Genomic DNA, 14,795 nt, shown 5'->3' with positions numbered 1-14,795 from the left:
CGTTCCGGAGTACTCCGGTGGCACACTCCCCGGCGTCGACCTCGTCCCCGCCGCGGGGCGCAACCGCGGCGGGCCCTCGCCGGTCGGCGTCGGGAAGCTTCGTCGGGCGGCGCGGGCGGGCGCCGCGTCAGGGTCAGGGTCAGGCGGCCAGTTCGGCCAGCGCGGGCTCCACCTCCGTCCAGGCGGCCAGCTCCGCCGAGCGGGTCACCGCGTCGAGCACGAGCTGGACCTGCAGGGCGTCGACGAACGACGGCGTCGGGTCGGTGCCGGTGGCGACCGCCTCGACGAAGTCGCGCATCTGGTGGGTGAAGGAGTGCTCGTAGCCGATGATGTGGCCGGGCGGCCACCAGGCCGACATGTACGGGTGCTCCCCCTCGGTCACCAGGATCCGGGTGAAGCCCTGCTCGGCGGCGGGCCGGCTGGCGTCGTAGAACTCCAGCTCGTTGAGGCGTTCCAGGTCGAAGACCAGGGTGCCGAGCGAGCCGTTGATCTCCACGCGGAGGGCGTTCTTACGGCCGGTGGCGAACCGGCTCGCCTCGTACGTGGCCAGCGCCCCGCCGTCGAGCCGGGCGACGAACACCGCAGCGTCGTCCACGGTCACCTGGCCCATCGCCCGGCCGTTGCCGTCGGCCTGCGCGGCGAGGCCGCTCGACTCGGCCGGCAGTGGCCGTTCCTTGACGAAGGTCTCGGTCAGCGCGCTGACCCCGCTGATCCGCTGCCCGGTGACGTACTGGGTGAGGTCGATGATGTGCGCGCCGATGTCGCCGAGCGCGCCGGAGCCCGCCCTGTCCTTCTGCAACCGCCAGACCAGCGGGAACTGCGGGTCGATGATCCAGTCCTGGAGATAGACCGCGCGCACGTGCCGGACCTCGCCGATCCGCCCGTCGGCGACGAGCTGCCGCATCATGGTCACTGCGGGCACCCGGCGGTAGTTGAACCCGCACATGGCCCGTACTCCGTCGGCCCGGGCCCGGGCGGCGGCGGCCGCCATCGTCCGGGCCTCCTCGACGCTGTTGGCCAGCGGCTTCTCGCACAGCACGTGCTTGCCGGCGGCCAACGCGGCGATGGCGATCTCGCAGTGGCTGTCCCCCGGGGTGCAGATGTCGATCACGTCGATCTCGTCGGACTCGACGAGTCGTCGCCAGTCCGTCGTGTAACCGTCCCAGCCGAGCCGGTCGGCGGCGGCGGCCACCTTCGGCTCGTCCCGGCCACAGATGGACGCCATCCGCACCCGCGCCGGCAGGTCGTACACCCGGTTCACGGTGCGCCACGCCTGGGAGTGCGCGGCGCCCATGAACGCGTAGCCGACCATACCGACCCGCAGGAGTCTGTCGTGAGTGGACAAGGTGGGTCTCCCCCCGTGTGTCAGAACCCGAGCTTCAGGTAGTCGCTCGCGTTCTCCTTGGTGATCGTCTCCGAGGCGAGCACGATCTCCTTCGGAACCTGCAGCTCGACCAGGTCGGACATGCCCTTGTTCTGGCCGATCAGGCGGGCCAGCGAGATGGCCGAGGAGGCCATCGACGGGCTGTAGGTGACGGTCGCCTTGAGGACCGTGTTGTCGGCCTTGATGTCCTCCATGGCCTTCTTCGAGCCGGCCCCGCCGACCATGAAGAACTCCTTGCGGTTGGCCTGGTTGACCGCCGCGAGGACGCCGATGCCCTGGTCGTCGTCGTGGTTCCAGATCGCGTCGATCTTCGGCAGCGCCTGGAACAGGCCGGTGGCGGCCTGCTGGCCGGAGTCGGCGGTGAACTCGGCCGGGCGGCGGTTGGCCACCTTGAGGCCGTACGAGGAGAGGGTGTCGGCGAAGCCCTTGGAGCGTTCCTGGGTCAGCTCCAGCGAGTCGATGCCGGGGATCTCGCCGATGACCGGGTTGCTGGCCCCCTTGGCCTTGAGCTGCTCGGCGATGTAGGTGGCGGCGGCCACCCCCATGCCGTAGTTGTCGCCCTTGATCTGCAGCCGGTAGGCCCGCGCGTCGGGGAAGGCCCGGTCCAGGTTGACCACCGGGATACCGGCCTTCATCGCCTCCAGGCCGAACGCGTTGAGCTCCTTGCCGTCGTGCGGCAGCAGGACGATGACGTCCGGCTTCTGCGAGATCAGGGTGGACAGCGCCGCCCGTTGGGCCGCCGCGTCCGCGCCGGCCTCCACGCTCTTGAACTCCACGTCCGAGTACGCCCCGGCCTGCGCCTTGGCGTTGTTGGTGATCGCGGCGATCCAGCCGTGGTCGGCGGCCGGCGCCGAGAAGCCGATGATCACCTTCTTGCCGGGCTCGCTGTTGCCGCCGCTCTCGGCGGCCTTGGTCTGCGCGGCGGTGGGCGCGCTCTCGTTGCTGGTGCAACCGGCGAGCACTACGCCGGCGGAGAGCGCGGCCCCGCCGAAGAGCAGCCGGCGGCGCGACAGGTCGCGTCCCTGCGTTGTCATGACGGCCTCCTGGATGAGGTGATGGGGTGGAATTTGGGTGTGCTTGACCCGGCCACCGTCGATGTCGAGGTGGCCGCCGGTGTCGCGGTGGGATCAGGTGGTGGTGGCCCGGTTGCGGCCGAGGAACTGGGTAAGGCTGCGGAACTGCACCTGTTGGACCAGGACCGCGGCGACGATGATGCCGCCCTTGACCATGTTCTGCGCCTCCGTGGAGAGGCCGTTGATGGCGAAGAGGTTGGTGATGGTGGAGAAGATGATCACGCCCAGCAGGGACCCGATGATGGTGCCCCGCCCGCCGCTGAGCAGCGTGCCACCGATGATCGCGGCGGCGATCGCGTCCAGCTCGTAGAGGTTGGCCATGGCCGCCTGGGCGGAGGTGGCCTGCGCGGTCAGCATGACCGCGGCGATGCCGCAGCAGAGGCCGGAGAGCCCGTAGAGCATCAGGGTGTGCCGCCGGACGTTGATGCCGGCGAGCCGGGCCGCCTCCGGGTTGCCGCCGACCGCCACCGTACGGCGGCCGAAGGTGGTCCGGTTGAGCAGCACCCAGCCGGCGACCACCACCACGGCGAGGATGTAGACCAGCAGCGGGATGCCGAGCAGGTCCGTGCTGGCGATGCCGTTGATGAAGGTGTTGTTCGAGACCTGGGTCTGCTTGTCGGAGATCTCGGCCGCCAGCCCTCGGGCGGCCACCATCATCGCGAGGGTGGCGATGAACGGCACCAGCCGCCCGTACGAGATGAGCAGGCCGTTGACCACGCCGACGGCCAGCCCGACGGTGAGCGCGCTGAAGATCATGCCGCCGGCGCCGTAGCTCTGGGTGGCGACCGTGGTGCACCAGACCCCGGCCAGCGCGACGATCGCGCCGACCGACAGGTCGATGCCACCGCCGATGATCACGAAGGTCATCCCGACGGTGACCACGCCGACCACCGAGGCCAGCTTGAGGATGGTGAGCGTGTTGCCCCACACCCAGCTCGCGTTGCCATAGAGGTCGGGTCGGGTGAGGATGCCGATGACGACCAGCACCACCAGGGTGGCCAGCAGGCCGAGGTTGCGTCGGGCGCCCTCGCCACCGTCACCGCGCCACCAGGAGAGCCGCCCCGGCGCGTCGGACTTCGTGGTCCCCTCGGGGGCGACCGGCGGCGCCTGGGCGGGCACGCCCGCCGGCCGTTCCGGCGTGGCCGTGGGTGTCATTTCGCTCATGCCGGCGCGCCTTCCATGAGGGACCCCGCCATGACGAGGTCGAGCACGGTGTTCTCGTCGATTTCGCCGGCCGGGGCCTCCCGGACCACCCGGCCCTCCCGCATCACCAGCACCCGGTCGGCCAGGCCGAGCACCTCGGGCACCTCGCTGGAGACCAGCAGCACCCCGACGCCCCTGGCGGCGAGAGCGCGGATGACCTGGTAGAGCTCGGCCCGGGCCCCCACGTCCACGCCGCGGGTCGGCTCGTCGAGCAGCAGCAGCCGGGTGTCCCCGAGCAGCCACCGGCCGACCACCACCTTCTGCTGGTTGCCGCCGGAGAGGGTACGCACCGGCCGGCGTACGCCCCGGGGCCGCAGCTCCAGGGAGTCGGCGATCCGGTCCGCCTCGGCCCGTTCCCGCCCGGCGTCGGTGAAGCCGAGGCGGGCGTACCGGCTGAAGGTCGCCAGGGTGACGTTGCGGTAGATCGGCTCGCCGAGCAGCAGCGCCTGGCTCTTGCGCTCCTCCGGCGCCATCCCCATACCGGCCCGCACCGCCGCGCCGACGCTGCCTGGGCGCAGCGCGCGGCCGTCCATCCGGACCGTGCCGCCGTGTGCGCGCCGAGCGCCGTAGATCGTCTCCAGCAGCTCGGAGCGGCCGGAGCCGACCAGCCCGGCGATGCCGACGATCTCCCCTGCCCGCACGGTCAGCGACACGTCCGCGAACTCGCCCGTCCGAGTGAGCCCGTCGACCCGCAGCAGCTCCGCGCCGGCGGGCTCGTCGGCCGGGCGCTCCGGGAAGACGTACTCGATGGTCCGCCCGGTCATCCGGGCGACCAGGTCGCGGGTCGGGGTGGCGCGGGCCGGCAGGTTCGCCGCGGTGGTCCGGCCGTCCTTGAGTACGGTGACCCGGTCGCCGATCTCGCGGATCTCCTCTAGCCGGTGCGAGATGTAGATGACCGCGATGCCCTGCGCGGTGAGCTCCCGGATGATCCGGAACAGGTTGCCCACCTCGTCGTGGGCGAGCACGGCGCTCGGCTCGTCCATGATGATCAGCCGGGCCTCGTGGGAGAGCGCCCGGGCCATGCTGACGATCTGCTTGCCGGCGGCGGGCAGGTGGCGCACCAGCCGGCCGGGCGGGATCTCCGGGTGCCCGAGCCGGGCCAGGATCTGCCGGGTCCGCCGGGCCATGTGGCCGCGACGGACGAAGCCGAGCCGGCGCGGCTCGTGGCCGAGGAAGGCGTTCTCCGCCACCGACAGGTCCTCGACCAGGTCGAGTTCCTGGTAGATGGTGGCGATCCCGGCCCGCATGGCGGCCTGCGGGTTGGCGAAGCTCGCCGGCTCGCCGCGCCACTGCACCTCGCCGGAGTCCGGCCGGTGCACCCCGGCGAGCACCTTGATCAGGGTGGACTTGCCGGCGCCGTTCTGCCCGAGCAGGCAGTGCACCTCGCCGGCGCGGACCTCCAACTGCACCCCGTCCAGCGCGCGTACGCCGGGGAACGTCTTCACCACGTCGGTGAGGCGCAGGACCACCTCGCCCGCGACGGTGTCGGCGGGGGCTTCCACCAGCGGCTCGGTCGGCTCACTCGTCGCGCTCACGATGCCTCCCCGAAGGCCACATCGCTGGCGAGCACCGCGGCCCCGGCGACCCCGGCCCGGGGGCCGAGCTCGGAGAGGACGACCGGCAGGTTGCCCGTGGCCAGCGGCAGCGAGCGGCGATAGACGACGCTGCGGATCTCGGCGAGCAGGATGTGCCCGAGCTGGGCGAGTCCACCACCGATCACGATCATCGACGGGTTGGTGAAGCTCACCAGCCCGGCCAGCACACTGCCGACCCGCCGGCCGCCGTCGCGGATGAGCTGGATGCAGGTGACGTCCCCCTCGGCCGCCCCCTGCGCCACATCCAGCGCGGTCACCGCGCCTCGGGCGGTCAGTCGCTCGGCGAGCGCCGGGGAGACCCCGGCGCGGGCCGCCGCGGTGGCCTCCCGGGCCAGTGCCGCCCCGCTGAAGACGGCCTCCAGGCACCCGAGGTTGCCGCATGAACACATCGGGCCGTTCGGGTCGACCTGGATGTGGCCGATGTCGCCGGCGCAGCCGTCGGTGCCCCGGTAGACCTCGCCGTTGAGGTAGATGCCGCACCCGATGCCGGTGCCGATCTTGATGAAGAGGAAGTCGTCCACCGAGTGGGCGACGCCGCCGTGCCGCTCGCCGATCGCCATGATGTTCACGTCGTTGTCGACGACGGCCGGGCAGCCGTGCTCCCGGGTCAGCAGCTCACGGACCGGGAAGCGGTCCCAGCCCGGCATGATCGGCGGCGAGACCGGCACTCCGTCCCGGAAGCTCACCGGCCCGGGCACGCCGATGCCGACGGCGTCGAGCCGCTCGTACGCCCCGTCCACCTTTGCCTTGTGCAGCAGCTCGCTGACCCGCTGGAGGGTCACCTTCGGGCCGGAGCGGATGTCGGCGGACTCGGTGTACGCGGTCACCGGTTCGAGCCGGCCGTTGACCACCTCGACGTCGATCGAGCTGGCGCCCAGGTCGACCGCGGCGAAACGCAGGTGCGGGCTCAGCTCCACCAGCGTCGAGCGGCGCCCACCCCGGGATGCGGCCAGCCCCGCCTCGGCGACGTAGCCGAGGCCGACCAGGCGGTCCAGTTCAGCGAGGAGGCGGGGGCGGGGCATCTGCAGCCGGTCGCCGAGCTCGGCCCTGGAGACCGCCCCCTCGTCCCGAAGCAGTCGCAGGAGCTGTACGTGCAGGGGTTCCACCGTCCGCACCGGGACTCACCTCCGCATCGGAATCGTTCACATCGACGCAACAGCGATGTGTCGTGTCCGACACAGTAGGAGCCTTCCGGGTCGTATGTCCATAGCTTCAAGCGATCTGATCCAAACTTTTGTCCATTTGAACAAAAGCTGGCGACGGCTCATCGAAAGTGATCTTGTCGGGTCAGCGGTCGGTGCCGCCACGCTTCTTCCGGAGCCCGCGGTGGTCGCGCAGCTCGACGTACGGCTCCTCCTCGGCCGGATGCCCCGCCTCGATGGCACGGCTGCGCGCCAACTCGGCGTCGAACTCCGCGCCGAGCAGGATGGCGATGTTGCTCAGCCAGAGCCAGACCAGGAAGATGATCACCCCGGCCACCGCCCCGTAGGCCTTGTGGTACGAGCCGAAGTAGTGGACGTAGAGGGCGAAGAGCACGGAGATCACCAGCCAGCTCACCACCGCAAGCACGCTGCCGGGGCTGACCCAGCGGAAGCCGCCGTGGCGGGCGTTCGGCGCAACGCGGTAGAGGGTCGCGAGCACCAGGCTGACCAGCACCAGCAGCACCGGCCACTTGACGATCTTCCACGCCTGCACTGCGGTGGGGCCGAACCCGAACACGCCACCCACGTGCTCGGCCACGCGGGCGGTGAAGACCACGATCACGACGATGGCCAGCAGCATGCCGCCGACCAGCGCGGTGATGCCGACGCGGATCGGCAGCCGCTTCCAGATCGGCCGCCCCTCCGGCACGTCATAGATGGTGTTGGCCGCACGCATGAAGGCGGCGAGGTAACCGGAGGCCGCCCAGAAGGCTGCGACCAGGCCGAGGACCGCGGCGACGCTCGCCAGCCCCTTGGAGCTGCGCGCCTGGTCGATCGCGGTCTCGATGAGCTGCCGGACGTTCGCCTCCGGCACCGCCTCGTCGACGATGTCCCGCACCGCCTGCGGTGCCCGGGTGTCGAGCAGGCCGAGCACGGAGATGGACACCAGCACGCCGGGGAAGAGCGAGAGCACGCCGTAGTAGGTGAGCGCGGCGGCCCAGTCGGTCAGCCGGTCCTCCCGGGCCCCCCGGACCATCCGCTTCAGCGCCGCCACCCAGCTGGCGACCGGCAGCTCGGTCGGGCGCTCCGGCCCGGCTGGCCGGCCCCGGGCGGGCCCGTCGCGGGCGGAAGGCTCGTCGGCGGCCATCGCCCCTCCCTCGTCGTCGGCGTGGACCCACGAGATGCCCGCGCGACGGCCGGTTAACCGCCTACGGGTAGAGCGTCCGCCCCATCCGCCGGGACGCCAGCGCGAGCATGCCGCCGGCCAGCACCACCAGGTACGCCACGTCCAGCAGCCACGACCAGCCGGACGTCCCGACGGTGATCCCCCGGACGAGGTGCACCGAGCGGTAGAGCGGGGTCAGCTCGACCGCCCAGCGCAGCACGGCCGGGTACGCCTCGGCCGGCACGAACGTGCCCGAGAAGAGGAAGAGGGTGAACTGCGCCGACCCCATCAGGTCGAAGTCCTGCCAGCTGCGCATGAGCGTGGACACCGCCATGCCGAGCGCGCCGAACGCGAAGCCGACCAGCACCGCGGCCGGGAAGGCGATGATCGCCCGGCCGGCGCTGGTCAGGTCCATCGCCACCATGATCACCAGGAAGGCGGCCGAGTAGAGACTCCCCCGGATCATCGCCCAGGCCAGCTCGCCGAGGGCGATCTCGAACGGCTGCACCGGGGTCGCGATGACCCCGTCGTACAGCTTCATGAACTTCATCTTCCCGAAGAAGTTGAAGGTGGTCTCGGACAGCGCACCGCTCATCGCCGACGAGGCCAGCATCGCCGGAGCCACGAACGCGGCGTACGCCACCACCTGCCCGCCGGGCAGGGTGAGGTCACCGACCAGCGCGCCCACGCCGATCCCGATCGAGAACAGGTAGAGCACCGGCTCCAGGAAGCCGGAGAGCAGCACCAGCCAGTACGCGCTGCGCAGCGCGGTGAGGTTGCGCTCGGCGACCGAGGCCGCGCGGCGCGGCGCCCCCTCGAAGCTGACCAGCCGGGGCAGGACGAGACCGACCACGACATCCTCCCCTAGACGACGAGCGAGCGGCGGAACATCCACCGGGCCAGCAGCCAGCCGGCCGCGGCCCAGCCGGCGAGGTAGAGCAGGTGACCGGCGACCGACCACTGCGGGGCGACGCCCAGCGTGGCGGCCCGGCACAGGTCCACGCCGTGCCAGAGCGGGGTCGCGTACGCCACCGGGCGCAGCCCCGCCGGCAGCGACTCGACCGGGAAGAACACCCCGGCGAAGAGGGTCATCGGGATGATCGCGAAGCGGAACAGCAGGGCCAGGTAGCTGTCGCTCGGCACCGCGGCGCTGAAGGCGAACACCGGCGCGGCGAGCGCCAGGCCGAGCAGCAGGCTCACCGGCAGCACGGCCACCGCCCAGGGCGACCGCAGCGCCCCGAACAGGGCCGTCACCAGCAGGAACGCGGCCGTGCTGCTGAGCACCCGGAACAACACGAAGGCGAGGTGGCCGGCGAGGATGTCGCCGATCCGCAGCGGCGCCGCGACCTGAGCATGGTAGGTCCGGATCCAGCGGAAGTTGCTGTGCACCGGCCAGGTCGACTCGGCCACCGCGACCTGGAGCGCGGTGGACGCGATCAGGCCGGGCACCAGCCAGTCGAGGTAGGACACCCCGCCGACACCCCGATGCACGTACGCGCCGACGCCGACGCCGAAGCCGAGCACGGTGAGCACCGGCAGCAGGAAGGACGAGAAGACGCCGGCCCGCCAGGTGCGCCGGTAGCCGACCAGGTAGTGCGCGAGCACCGCCAGCGCCGGCACCCGAGACACCGCCGCCCCGGCCCGCTCCGCCACGCTCACGTCGGCCACCCCCGTCCGCCTTCCACATCGGCCTTCCTACCGGCCAGGTACGACAAGACCGCCGGCCACCCTACGGCGCGACATCGGACGATGTCGCGCCAGTTTCCCCGCTCCCGCTGGCCCTCGGGCACCTGCTGGCGGCAGCCGGCGTTCGGTGCCTACCGCGCCCCGCGCCACAACTCCGCTCCGCCTACGAACTTGATGACACAGACGATTCACGGCCGGAAGTGACTTCTGCCCCGCGGACCCGTTCCGGCTGAATCGTCTACGCCATCAAGTTCCTAGCGTCCCTGAAACAGCTGGCACGCCGCGAGTGAGTGCCACGCGCCAGGCGTCGGGGCTGAAGGTCAGCACTCAGTCCACGAGGGTGCGGCCGGTGAGGTGGAGGAAGACGTCCTCCAGGCTGCTGCGCCGGACCAGAACACTGGCCGGGACGAGGCCGCGCGCGGTCACCTCGGCCACCGCCTCGTCGCCGTCGGCCACGTAGAGCAGGATCCGGTCGGGCAGCACCTCGAGCCGCTCCCCCAACCCGCTCAGCTTGCCGGCGAACACCTCCTGCGAATCGGCGACGAAGCGCAGCTCCACCACCTCGCGAGTGGAGTGCCGCTCGATCAGGGCGCGCGGCGAGCCCTCGGCCACGATCCGGCCGCCGTCCATCACCACCAGCCGGTCGCAGAGCTGCTCCGCCTCGTCCATGTAGTGCGTGGTGAGCACCAGGGTGACGCCCTGTTGCTTGAGCCGGAACAGCCGCTCCCACACCAGGTGGCGGGCCTGCGGGTCGAGCCCGGTGGTGGGCTCGTCGAGCAGGACGATCTCCGGGTTGTTGACCAGCGCGCGGGCGATGGTCAGCCGGCGTTTCATGCCACCGGAGAGGGGCTCCACCTTGCTCTCGGCCCGCTCGGCGAGCTGCACGAAGTCGAGGAGCTCGGCGGCCCGCTCGCGGGCCACCCGGCGCGGGATGCCGAAGTAGCGGGCGTAGGTGGTGAGGTTCTCCCGGACGGTGAGCTCGGGATCAAGGCTGTCGAGCTGCGGGCAGACGCCCAGTCGAGCCCGGATCGCCGGACCGTCGCGGACCGGGTCCATGCCGAGGATGCGCAACTCCCCGTCGGAGGGCGGGGAGATGCAGCCGATCATCCGCATGGTGGAGGACTTGCCGGCGCCGTTGGGCCCGAGGAAGCCGAACGCCTCGCCGGGGCGCACCTCGACGTCGATGCCGTCGACGGCGGTGAAGTCGCCGAACCGCTTCACCAGCCCTCGAGCCTGGATGAGTGGTCGAGCAGTGGTCACCGGGTGACCCTAGCCGCCCGGTCCGACAACCTCGACCGGTTAACGCCGGCGGCCGCCCGGACAGCCGATGCGGCGTCGACTACGCCGAGTGACGGCCGACAGAGCGACCGCGATGCCCGCCGTCAGGACCTTTGCTCACCATTCCGGACAGATTGTTGTCGGTCCCGCCCGAATGGCGTAACCGCAGCGCATCTCCAGGATCCGACATTTGCGAAGGAGATTCCTAATAAGACCCGCATATGAGTGGCTACCCCTTCAATTCCGTCACTCAATGCAATCACTTTCGGCAATGTTCCCCCCGGTACGCGATTCGCGTATCGTGCCTGCTCGTGTCGCCTGTTCGCCCCAACGACGGCTCTCCCCCGATGCGCCAGCCAGCCGGCGCGCAGCCGCGCGGGGGCGCGGACAAGGCGCTCATGAACCTCGGCGCGAGCTGATCCGAAACGCCGGCCCCGGATGACCGTCCGGGCCTGGCACCCCGACCCCGACCGGGAGACCCCGTGCCGCTCCCCAACCCCGTCCGCGTGCGCCGGCATCATCGGGCCGCGGGCCGCACCGGCCAGTTCTGGTCGGTCCGCACCCAACTGCTCGCGCCGATCCTGGTGGCGACGGTCGGCCTGGTGGTGCTCGGCGCCGCCCAGACCGACGCCGCGCTCAACGCCTCGGCCGACGCCGACCGGGCCCGCGTGCTCGCCGGCACCGCCACCGCCACCGTACGGCTGGTGCACGAGCTGGAACGCGAGCTCGGCGAGACGGCGGCCCTACGCCAGCGCGGTGGCACGGCCGGCCGGCCGCTGGTCGACGCCCAGCGGCGCCGGGTGGATGCCGCGGTCGACCGCTACCGCTCCGCCAGCGACGAGGCCCGCCGGGCCGCCCCGGACCTGGCCCCGGTGCTCAACGACGCGGACGGCCGGCTCAGCCAGCTCGTCCCGACCCGCACGCTGGCGTTGGGCGGCGACCTGGCCGACCCGGCGTACGTGACGCTGGTCGAGTCGCTGCTCGCCGTCGCCGACGCGCTCCCGGCCCAGCTACGGGACGCGGCCCTGGCCAACGGCGCCCGCGAGGTGGCGACCGTGGCCGCCCAGGAACACCTGGCCGCGCTGGAACGCGACCTGCTGCGCGGCGTCTTCGTCCGGGGTGCGCTGGCCCGGGGCGAGCTGGCCCGGCTCGCCCACCTACGCGGCGCCCGGGAACAGCGCCAGGCCGAGTTCCTCCGCATCGCCACCGGCCCGGCGAACGCCGCCTGGTACCGGCTGATCGCCGGCGCCGACGTCGAGGTGGCCCGCACCCGGCGCGACAACGTGCTGGACACCGACGGTGAGCCGGAGGCGTTGAAGACCGACGGCGACGCCTGGTACGTGGCGCAGAGCGGCACCATCCGCCGGTACAACCTGCTCGGCCGGGAACTCTCCGAGGCGCTGGATCGGGACGCGGCCGCGCTGGCCCGTACCGCCCGGCAGCGCGCCCTGCTCACCGCCGGGACGACCACCGCCGTCGCCCTCGCCTCGCTGGTCACCGCCGTGCTGCTGGCGGTGCGGACCAGCCGGCGGCTACGCCGGCTGCGGGTCGCCGCGCTCACCATGGCGAACCGGGAACTACCGGAACGGATCACCGCGATCGCCTTGGGCGAGGGCCACCCGGGTGACGGCACGGCGACTCGGCTGACCGAGGGCATCCGGCGCGGCCGGGACGAGGTGGCCCAGGTGGCCGAGGCGTTCGACACGGTGAACAAGGCGGCCCTGCGGCTCGCCGGTGAGCAGGCCGAGCTGCGGCTGGATGTGACCCGGATGGCCGAGGCGCTGGCCCGGCGGATCCGTACGCTGATCACCCGCCAGCTGCGCCTGCTCGACGAGTTCGAACACGAGGAGACCGACCCGGACGCGCTGGAGCGGCTCTTCGCGCTGGATCACCTCGCCGCCCGCCTGCGCCGCAACGGGGAGAACCTGCTGGTCCTCGCCGGCGGTGAGCCGGGCCGGGGACACGAGGGCGCCCTGCTGCTCGACGACGTGATCCGGGCGGCGGCCTCCGAGATCGAGGACTTCCCCCGGGTGGAGGTCGAGGTGCCGACCGCGGCGGTGCACGGCGCGGCGGTCGGCAACCTGGTGCACCTCCTGGCCGAGCTGCTGGAGAACGCCGCCGTCTACTCTCCGCCGCACACGCCGGTGCTGGTGGACGGGCGGCGTACCGTCGACGGGCTCACGCTGCGGGTGCACGACCAGGGCATCGGGATCAGCGAGAGCCGACTAACCGGCATCAACCAGCGACTCGCCTCGCCGGCCATGCTCTCCAGCGTCGCGGCCGGCAGCATGGGCCTGCACGTGGTGGCCCACCTGGCCGCCCGGCACGGGATCCGGGTGCAGCTGCACCACACCGGCACCGGCACGGTCGCCCAGGTGGAGGTGCCCGAGGCCGCGCTGACCCGGGTCGAGTCGGTCACCCGACGGCCGGCGGCCGCGCGCCGTCCCCTGGCCGTACGTGCCGCGCCCTGGTTCCGACCGCCCGCCACCGGCGGGTCACCGGCCGCCGGTTCAGCAGCATTCGACCTGGTCACCCGCCCGCCCACCCCGGTCGCCCTGCACCCTGCACCCTTCGTCGCCGGCCCCGTGGCCGGGTCACCCCCGCCGGCCGGCACCGTACGGGGCGTGGCCGCCGTACGGCCGCCCGGGATCGCCCTGCCGGGCCCCGAGGCCGCCCGGTTCCGACCCTCCGGCACCCCGGCGGCATCGCCGATCACCGGGGCCGGGCTGCCCCGCCGGACCCGGGGCGGTCACCTCCCCACCACCCCGCCGGGCGCCGCCCCGCCGCCCCGACCCGCTGAGGACCTGCTCGACCCCGAGGTGGTCCGGGCCCGCCTGTCCGCACTCGCCGAGGGTGTTGCCAGCGCCATGCGCCACACCACCCCCCACTCCGCACCCACCGGGAGAACACAATGACCCCATCCGTGACCGCCGGACTCGACTGGCTGCTGGCGAACTTCGCCGAGCGGGTGCCGGACGTGTCGCACGCCCTCGCGGTGTCCGAGGACGGACTGCGGCTCGCCGCCTCCCCCCACCTCGCGCCGGACCAGGTGGACCAGCTCTCCGCCGTGATCAGCGGCCTGGCGAGCCTGACCGTGGGTGCCGCCCGGCTGATGTCCGCCGGCCGGGTACGCCAGCAGATCGTCGACATGGACGGCGGGGTGATGCTGGTGATGGCGGTCGGCGAGCGGGCCCTGCTCGGGGTGCTCGCCGCTCCCGGCTGCGATCTGGGCCAGATCGGCTACGAGACGGCGACGCTGGTCCAGCGGGTGGCGGAGGCGCTGGAACCGGCGGCCCGGGCGTGACCCGGCGCCCGCTGCGGCTGGTGGCCGCGCTGCTGGCCGTCCTGCTGGCCGGCTGCGGCGAGGTGGACGCCGGGCCGCAGGCGTGGCACGGCGGGCGCATCTTCCTGGCCACCGGCAACACCACCGGCGTCTACTACCAGATCGGCGGCGGCTACGCGGACGTGATCAACCGTCACCTCAGTGGCTACGAGGCGCGGGCCGAGCCGACCGGCGCCTCGGTGGAGAACATCAACCGGCTGAGCAGCGGCGACATGGAGATCGCCTTCAGCCTGGCCGACACCGCTGCGGACGCGGTCACCGGGCGCGGCGCGTTCGACGGGCAGCCACAGCCGGTCCGGGCGTTGGCCCGGGTCTACCGCAACTACACGCACGTGATCGTCCGCGCCGACGGGAAGATCGACACCTTCGCCAAGCTGCGCGGCAAGCGCATCTCCACCGGGTCGCCGAAGTCCGGCACCGACATCATCGCCGGCCGGCTGCTGACCGCCGCAGGCATCGACCCGGACCGGGACATCCAGCGGTTGCATCTGTCGTTGCCGGAAACCGTGAAACAGATGCAGGCGGGCAGTCTGGACGCGATGTTCTTCTCCGGCGGGTTGCCCACCCCGGGCATCAGGGATCTACTCGTCAACGACCCCGGGGCGTACCGGCTGCTGCCCATCGCCGACCTGATCGAGCCGCTCAACGCCACGTACGGCTCGATCTACACCACCGCCTCGCTGCCGAAGGAGATCTACTACACCCCGGAGGCCACGCCGACCGTGACGGTGGCGAACGTGATCCTGGTCAACGCGGACATGCCCGAGCAGCTCGCGTACGACCTGACCCGGCTGCTCTTCGCGCACCAGGCCGAGCTGATCGCGGTGCACCCGGAGGCGGCCAACTTCACCCGGGAGAGCGCGGCCGGCACCGACCCGATCCCGCTGCACCCGGGCGCGGCCCGGTACTACCAGGGCGGCTGACGT

12 protein-coding genes are annotated in these 14,795 nt (G+C 72.2%); 3 read left to right on the top strand and 9 right to left on the bottom strand.

Annotated elements, in window-relative coordinates; genetic code table 11:
* Positions 1-139 precede the first annotated feature (139 nt).
* The 9 genes from ACNAVT_RS13395 to ACNAVT_RS13355 all read right to left on the bottom strand — a co-directional run bounded on the left by ACNAVT_RS13395 (position 140) and on the right by ACNAVT_RS13355 (position 10,508).
* Entirely contained in the window at positions 140-1,345 is a 1,206-nt protein-coding gene (locus ACNAVT_RS13395; RefSeq protein ID WP_416296088.1) for a Gfo/Idh/MocA family protein, read from the bottom strand.
* Between the two features lie 20 nt (positions 1,346-1,365).
* Positions 1,366-2,418, bottom strand: a complete 1,053-nt coding sequence (locus ACNAVT_RS13390) for a substrate-binding domain-containing protein (RefSeq protein ID WP_416296086.1) — start codon at positions 2,416-2,418, stop codon at positions 1,366-1,368.
* Between the two features lie 93 nt (positions 2,419-2,511).
* The gene (locus ACNAVT_RS13385) at positions 2,512-3,621 is read right to left on the bottom strand and encodes an ABC transporter permease (RefSeq protein WP_416296084.1); all 1,110 of its coding nucleotides are present in this window, start codon (positions 3,619-3,621) and stop codon (positions 2,512-2,514) included.
* Positions 3,618-5,129, bottom strand: coding sequence for a sugar ABC transporter ATP-binding protein (locus tag ACNAVT_RS13380; protein WP_416296448.1), 1,512 nt, complete (start codon positions 5,127-5,129; stop codon positions 3,618-3,620). Before ACNAVT_RS13380 ends, ACNAVT_RS13385 begins: the two co-directional genes overlap by 4 nt.
* A 62-nt stretch (positions 5,130-5,191) precedes the next feature.
* On the bottom strand, positions 5,192-6,370 hold the full coding sequence (locus ACNAVT_RS13375; protein ID WP_416296082.1) for an ROK family protein: 1,179 nt from the start codon (positions 6,368-6,370) through the stop codon (positions 5,192-5,194).
* Positions 6,371-6,542: 172 nt separating this feature from the next.
* Positions 6,543-7,544 (bottom strand): YihY/virulence factor BrkB family protein, encoded by a 1,002-nt coding sequence (locus tag ACNAVT_RS13370; protein WP_416296080.1) that lies wholly within the window; start codon positions 7,542-7,544, stop codon positions 6,543-6,545.
* 61 nt (positions 7,545-7,605) lie between these two features.
* On the bottom strand, positions 7,606-8,415 hold the full coding sequence (locus ACNAVT_RS13365; protein WP_416296078.1) for an ABC transporter permease: 810 nt from the start codon (positions 8,413-8,415) through the stop codon (positions 7,606-7,608).
* A gap of 11 nt (positions 8,416-8,426) precedes the next feature.
* Positions 8,427-9,221 carry an ABC transporter permease gene (locus tag ACNAVT_RS13360; protein ID WP_416296446.1) on the bottom strand — a complete coding sequence of 265 codons (795 nt, stop codon included), beginning with the start codon at positions 9,219-9,221 and terminating at the stop codon, positions 8,427-8,429.
* Positions 9,222-9,575: 354 nt separating this feature from the next.
* Positions 9,576-10,508, bottom strand: a complete 933-nt coding sequence (locus ACNAVT_RS13355; RefSeq protein ID WP_416296076.1) for an ABC transporter ATP-binding protein — start codon at positions 10,506-10,508, stop codon at positions 9,576-9,578.
* Between the two features lie 500 nt (positions 10,509-11,008).
* On the opposite strand from ACNAVT_RS13355, the gene ACNAVT_RS13350 reads away from it, so the two are divergent.
* From ACNAVT_RS13350 to ACNAVT_RS13340, 3 genes are read left to right on the top strand one after another with little or no spacing between them, the layout of a single operon-like run.
* Positions 11,009-13,441 carry a nitrate- and nitrite sensing domain-containing protein gene (locus tag ACNAVT_RS13350; RefSeq protein ID WP_416296074.1) on the top strand — a complete coding sequence of 811 codons (2,433 nt, stop codon included), beginning with the start codon at positions 11,009-11,011 and terminating at the stop codon, positions 13,439-13,441.
* The gene (locus ACNAVT_RS13345) at positions 13,438-13,830 is read left to right on the top strand and encodes a roadblock/LC7 domain-containing protein (protein ID WP_416296072.1); all 393 of its coding nucleotides are present in this window, start codon (positions 13,438-13,440) and stop codon (positions 13,828-13,830) included. Before ACNAVT_RS13350 ends, ACNAVT_RS13345 begins: the two co-directional genes overlap by 4 nt.
* On the top strand, positions 13,827-14,792 hold the full coding sequence (locus ACNAVT_RS13340) for a TAXI family TRAP transporter solute-binding subunit (RefSeq protein WP_416296070.1): 966 nt from the start codon (positions 13,827-13,829) through the stop codon (positions 14,790-14,792). Before ACNAVT_RS13345 ends, ACNAVT_RS13340 begins: the two co-directional genes overlap by 4 nt.
* The last annotated feature ends 3 nt before the right edge of the window (positions 14,793-14,795 follow it).

Origin of the sequence: Micromonospora sp. SL4-19, from assembly GCF_047921475.1 — a bacterium.
GTDB lineage: Bacteria > Actinomycetota > Actinomycetes > Mycobacteriales > Micromonosporaceae > Micromonospora.
Note: the sequence above shows the minus strand (reverse complement) of the source record. Positions and strands in the feature narration are given on the sequence as shown.

Bases quoted from the DNA above. Each gene is read 5' to 3' on its own strand.
- ACNAVT_RS13390 (WP_416296086.1), bottom strand. From the start codon at position 2,418: ATGACAACGCAGGGACGCGACCTGTCGCGCCGCCGGCTGCTCTTCGGC.
- ACNAVT_RS13385 (WP_416296084.1), bottom strand. From the start codon at position 3,621: ATGAGCGAAATGACACCCACGGCCACGCCGGAACGGCCGGCGGGCGTG.
- ACNAVT_RS13370 (WP_416296080.1), bottom strand. From the start codon at position 7,544: ATGGCCGCCGACGAGCCTTCCGCCCGCGACGGGCCCGCCCGGGGCCGG.
- ACNAVT_RS13345 (WP_416296072.1), top strand. From the start codon at position 13,438: ATGACCCCATCCGTGACCGCCGGACTCGACTGGCTGCTGGCGAACTTC.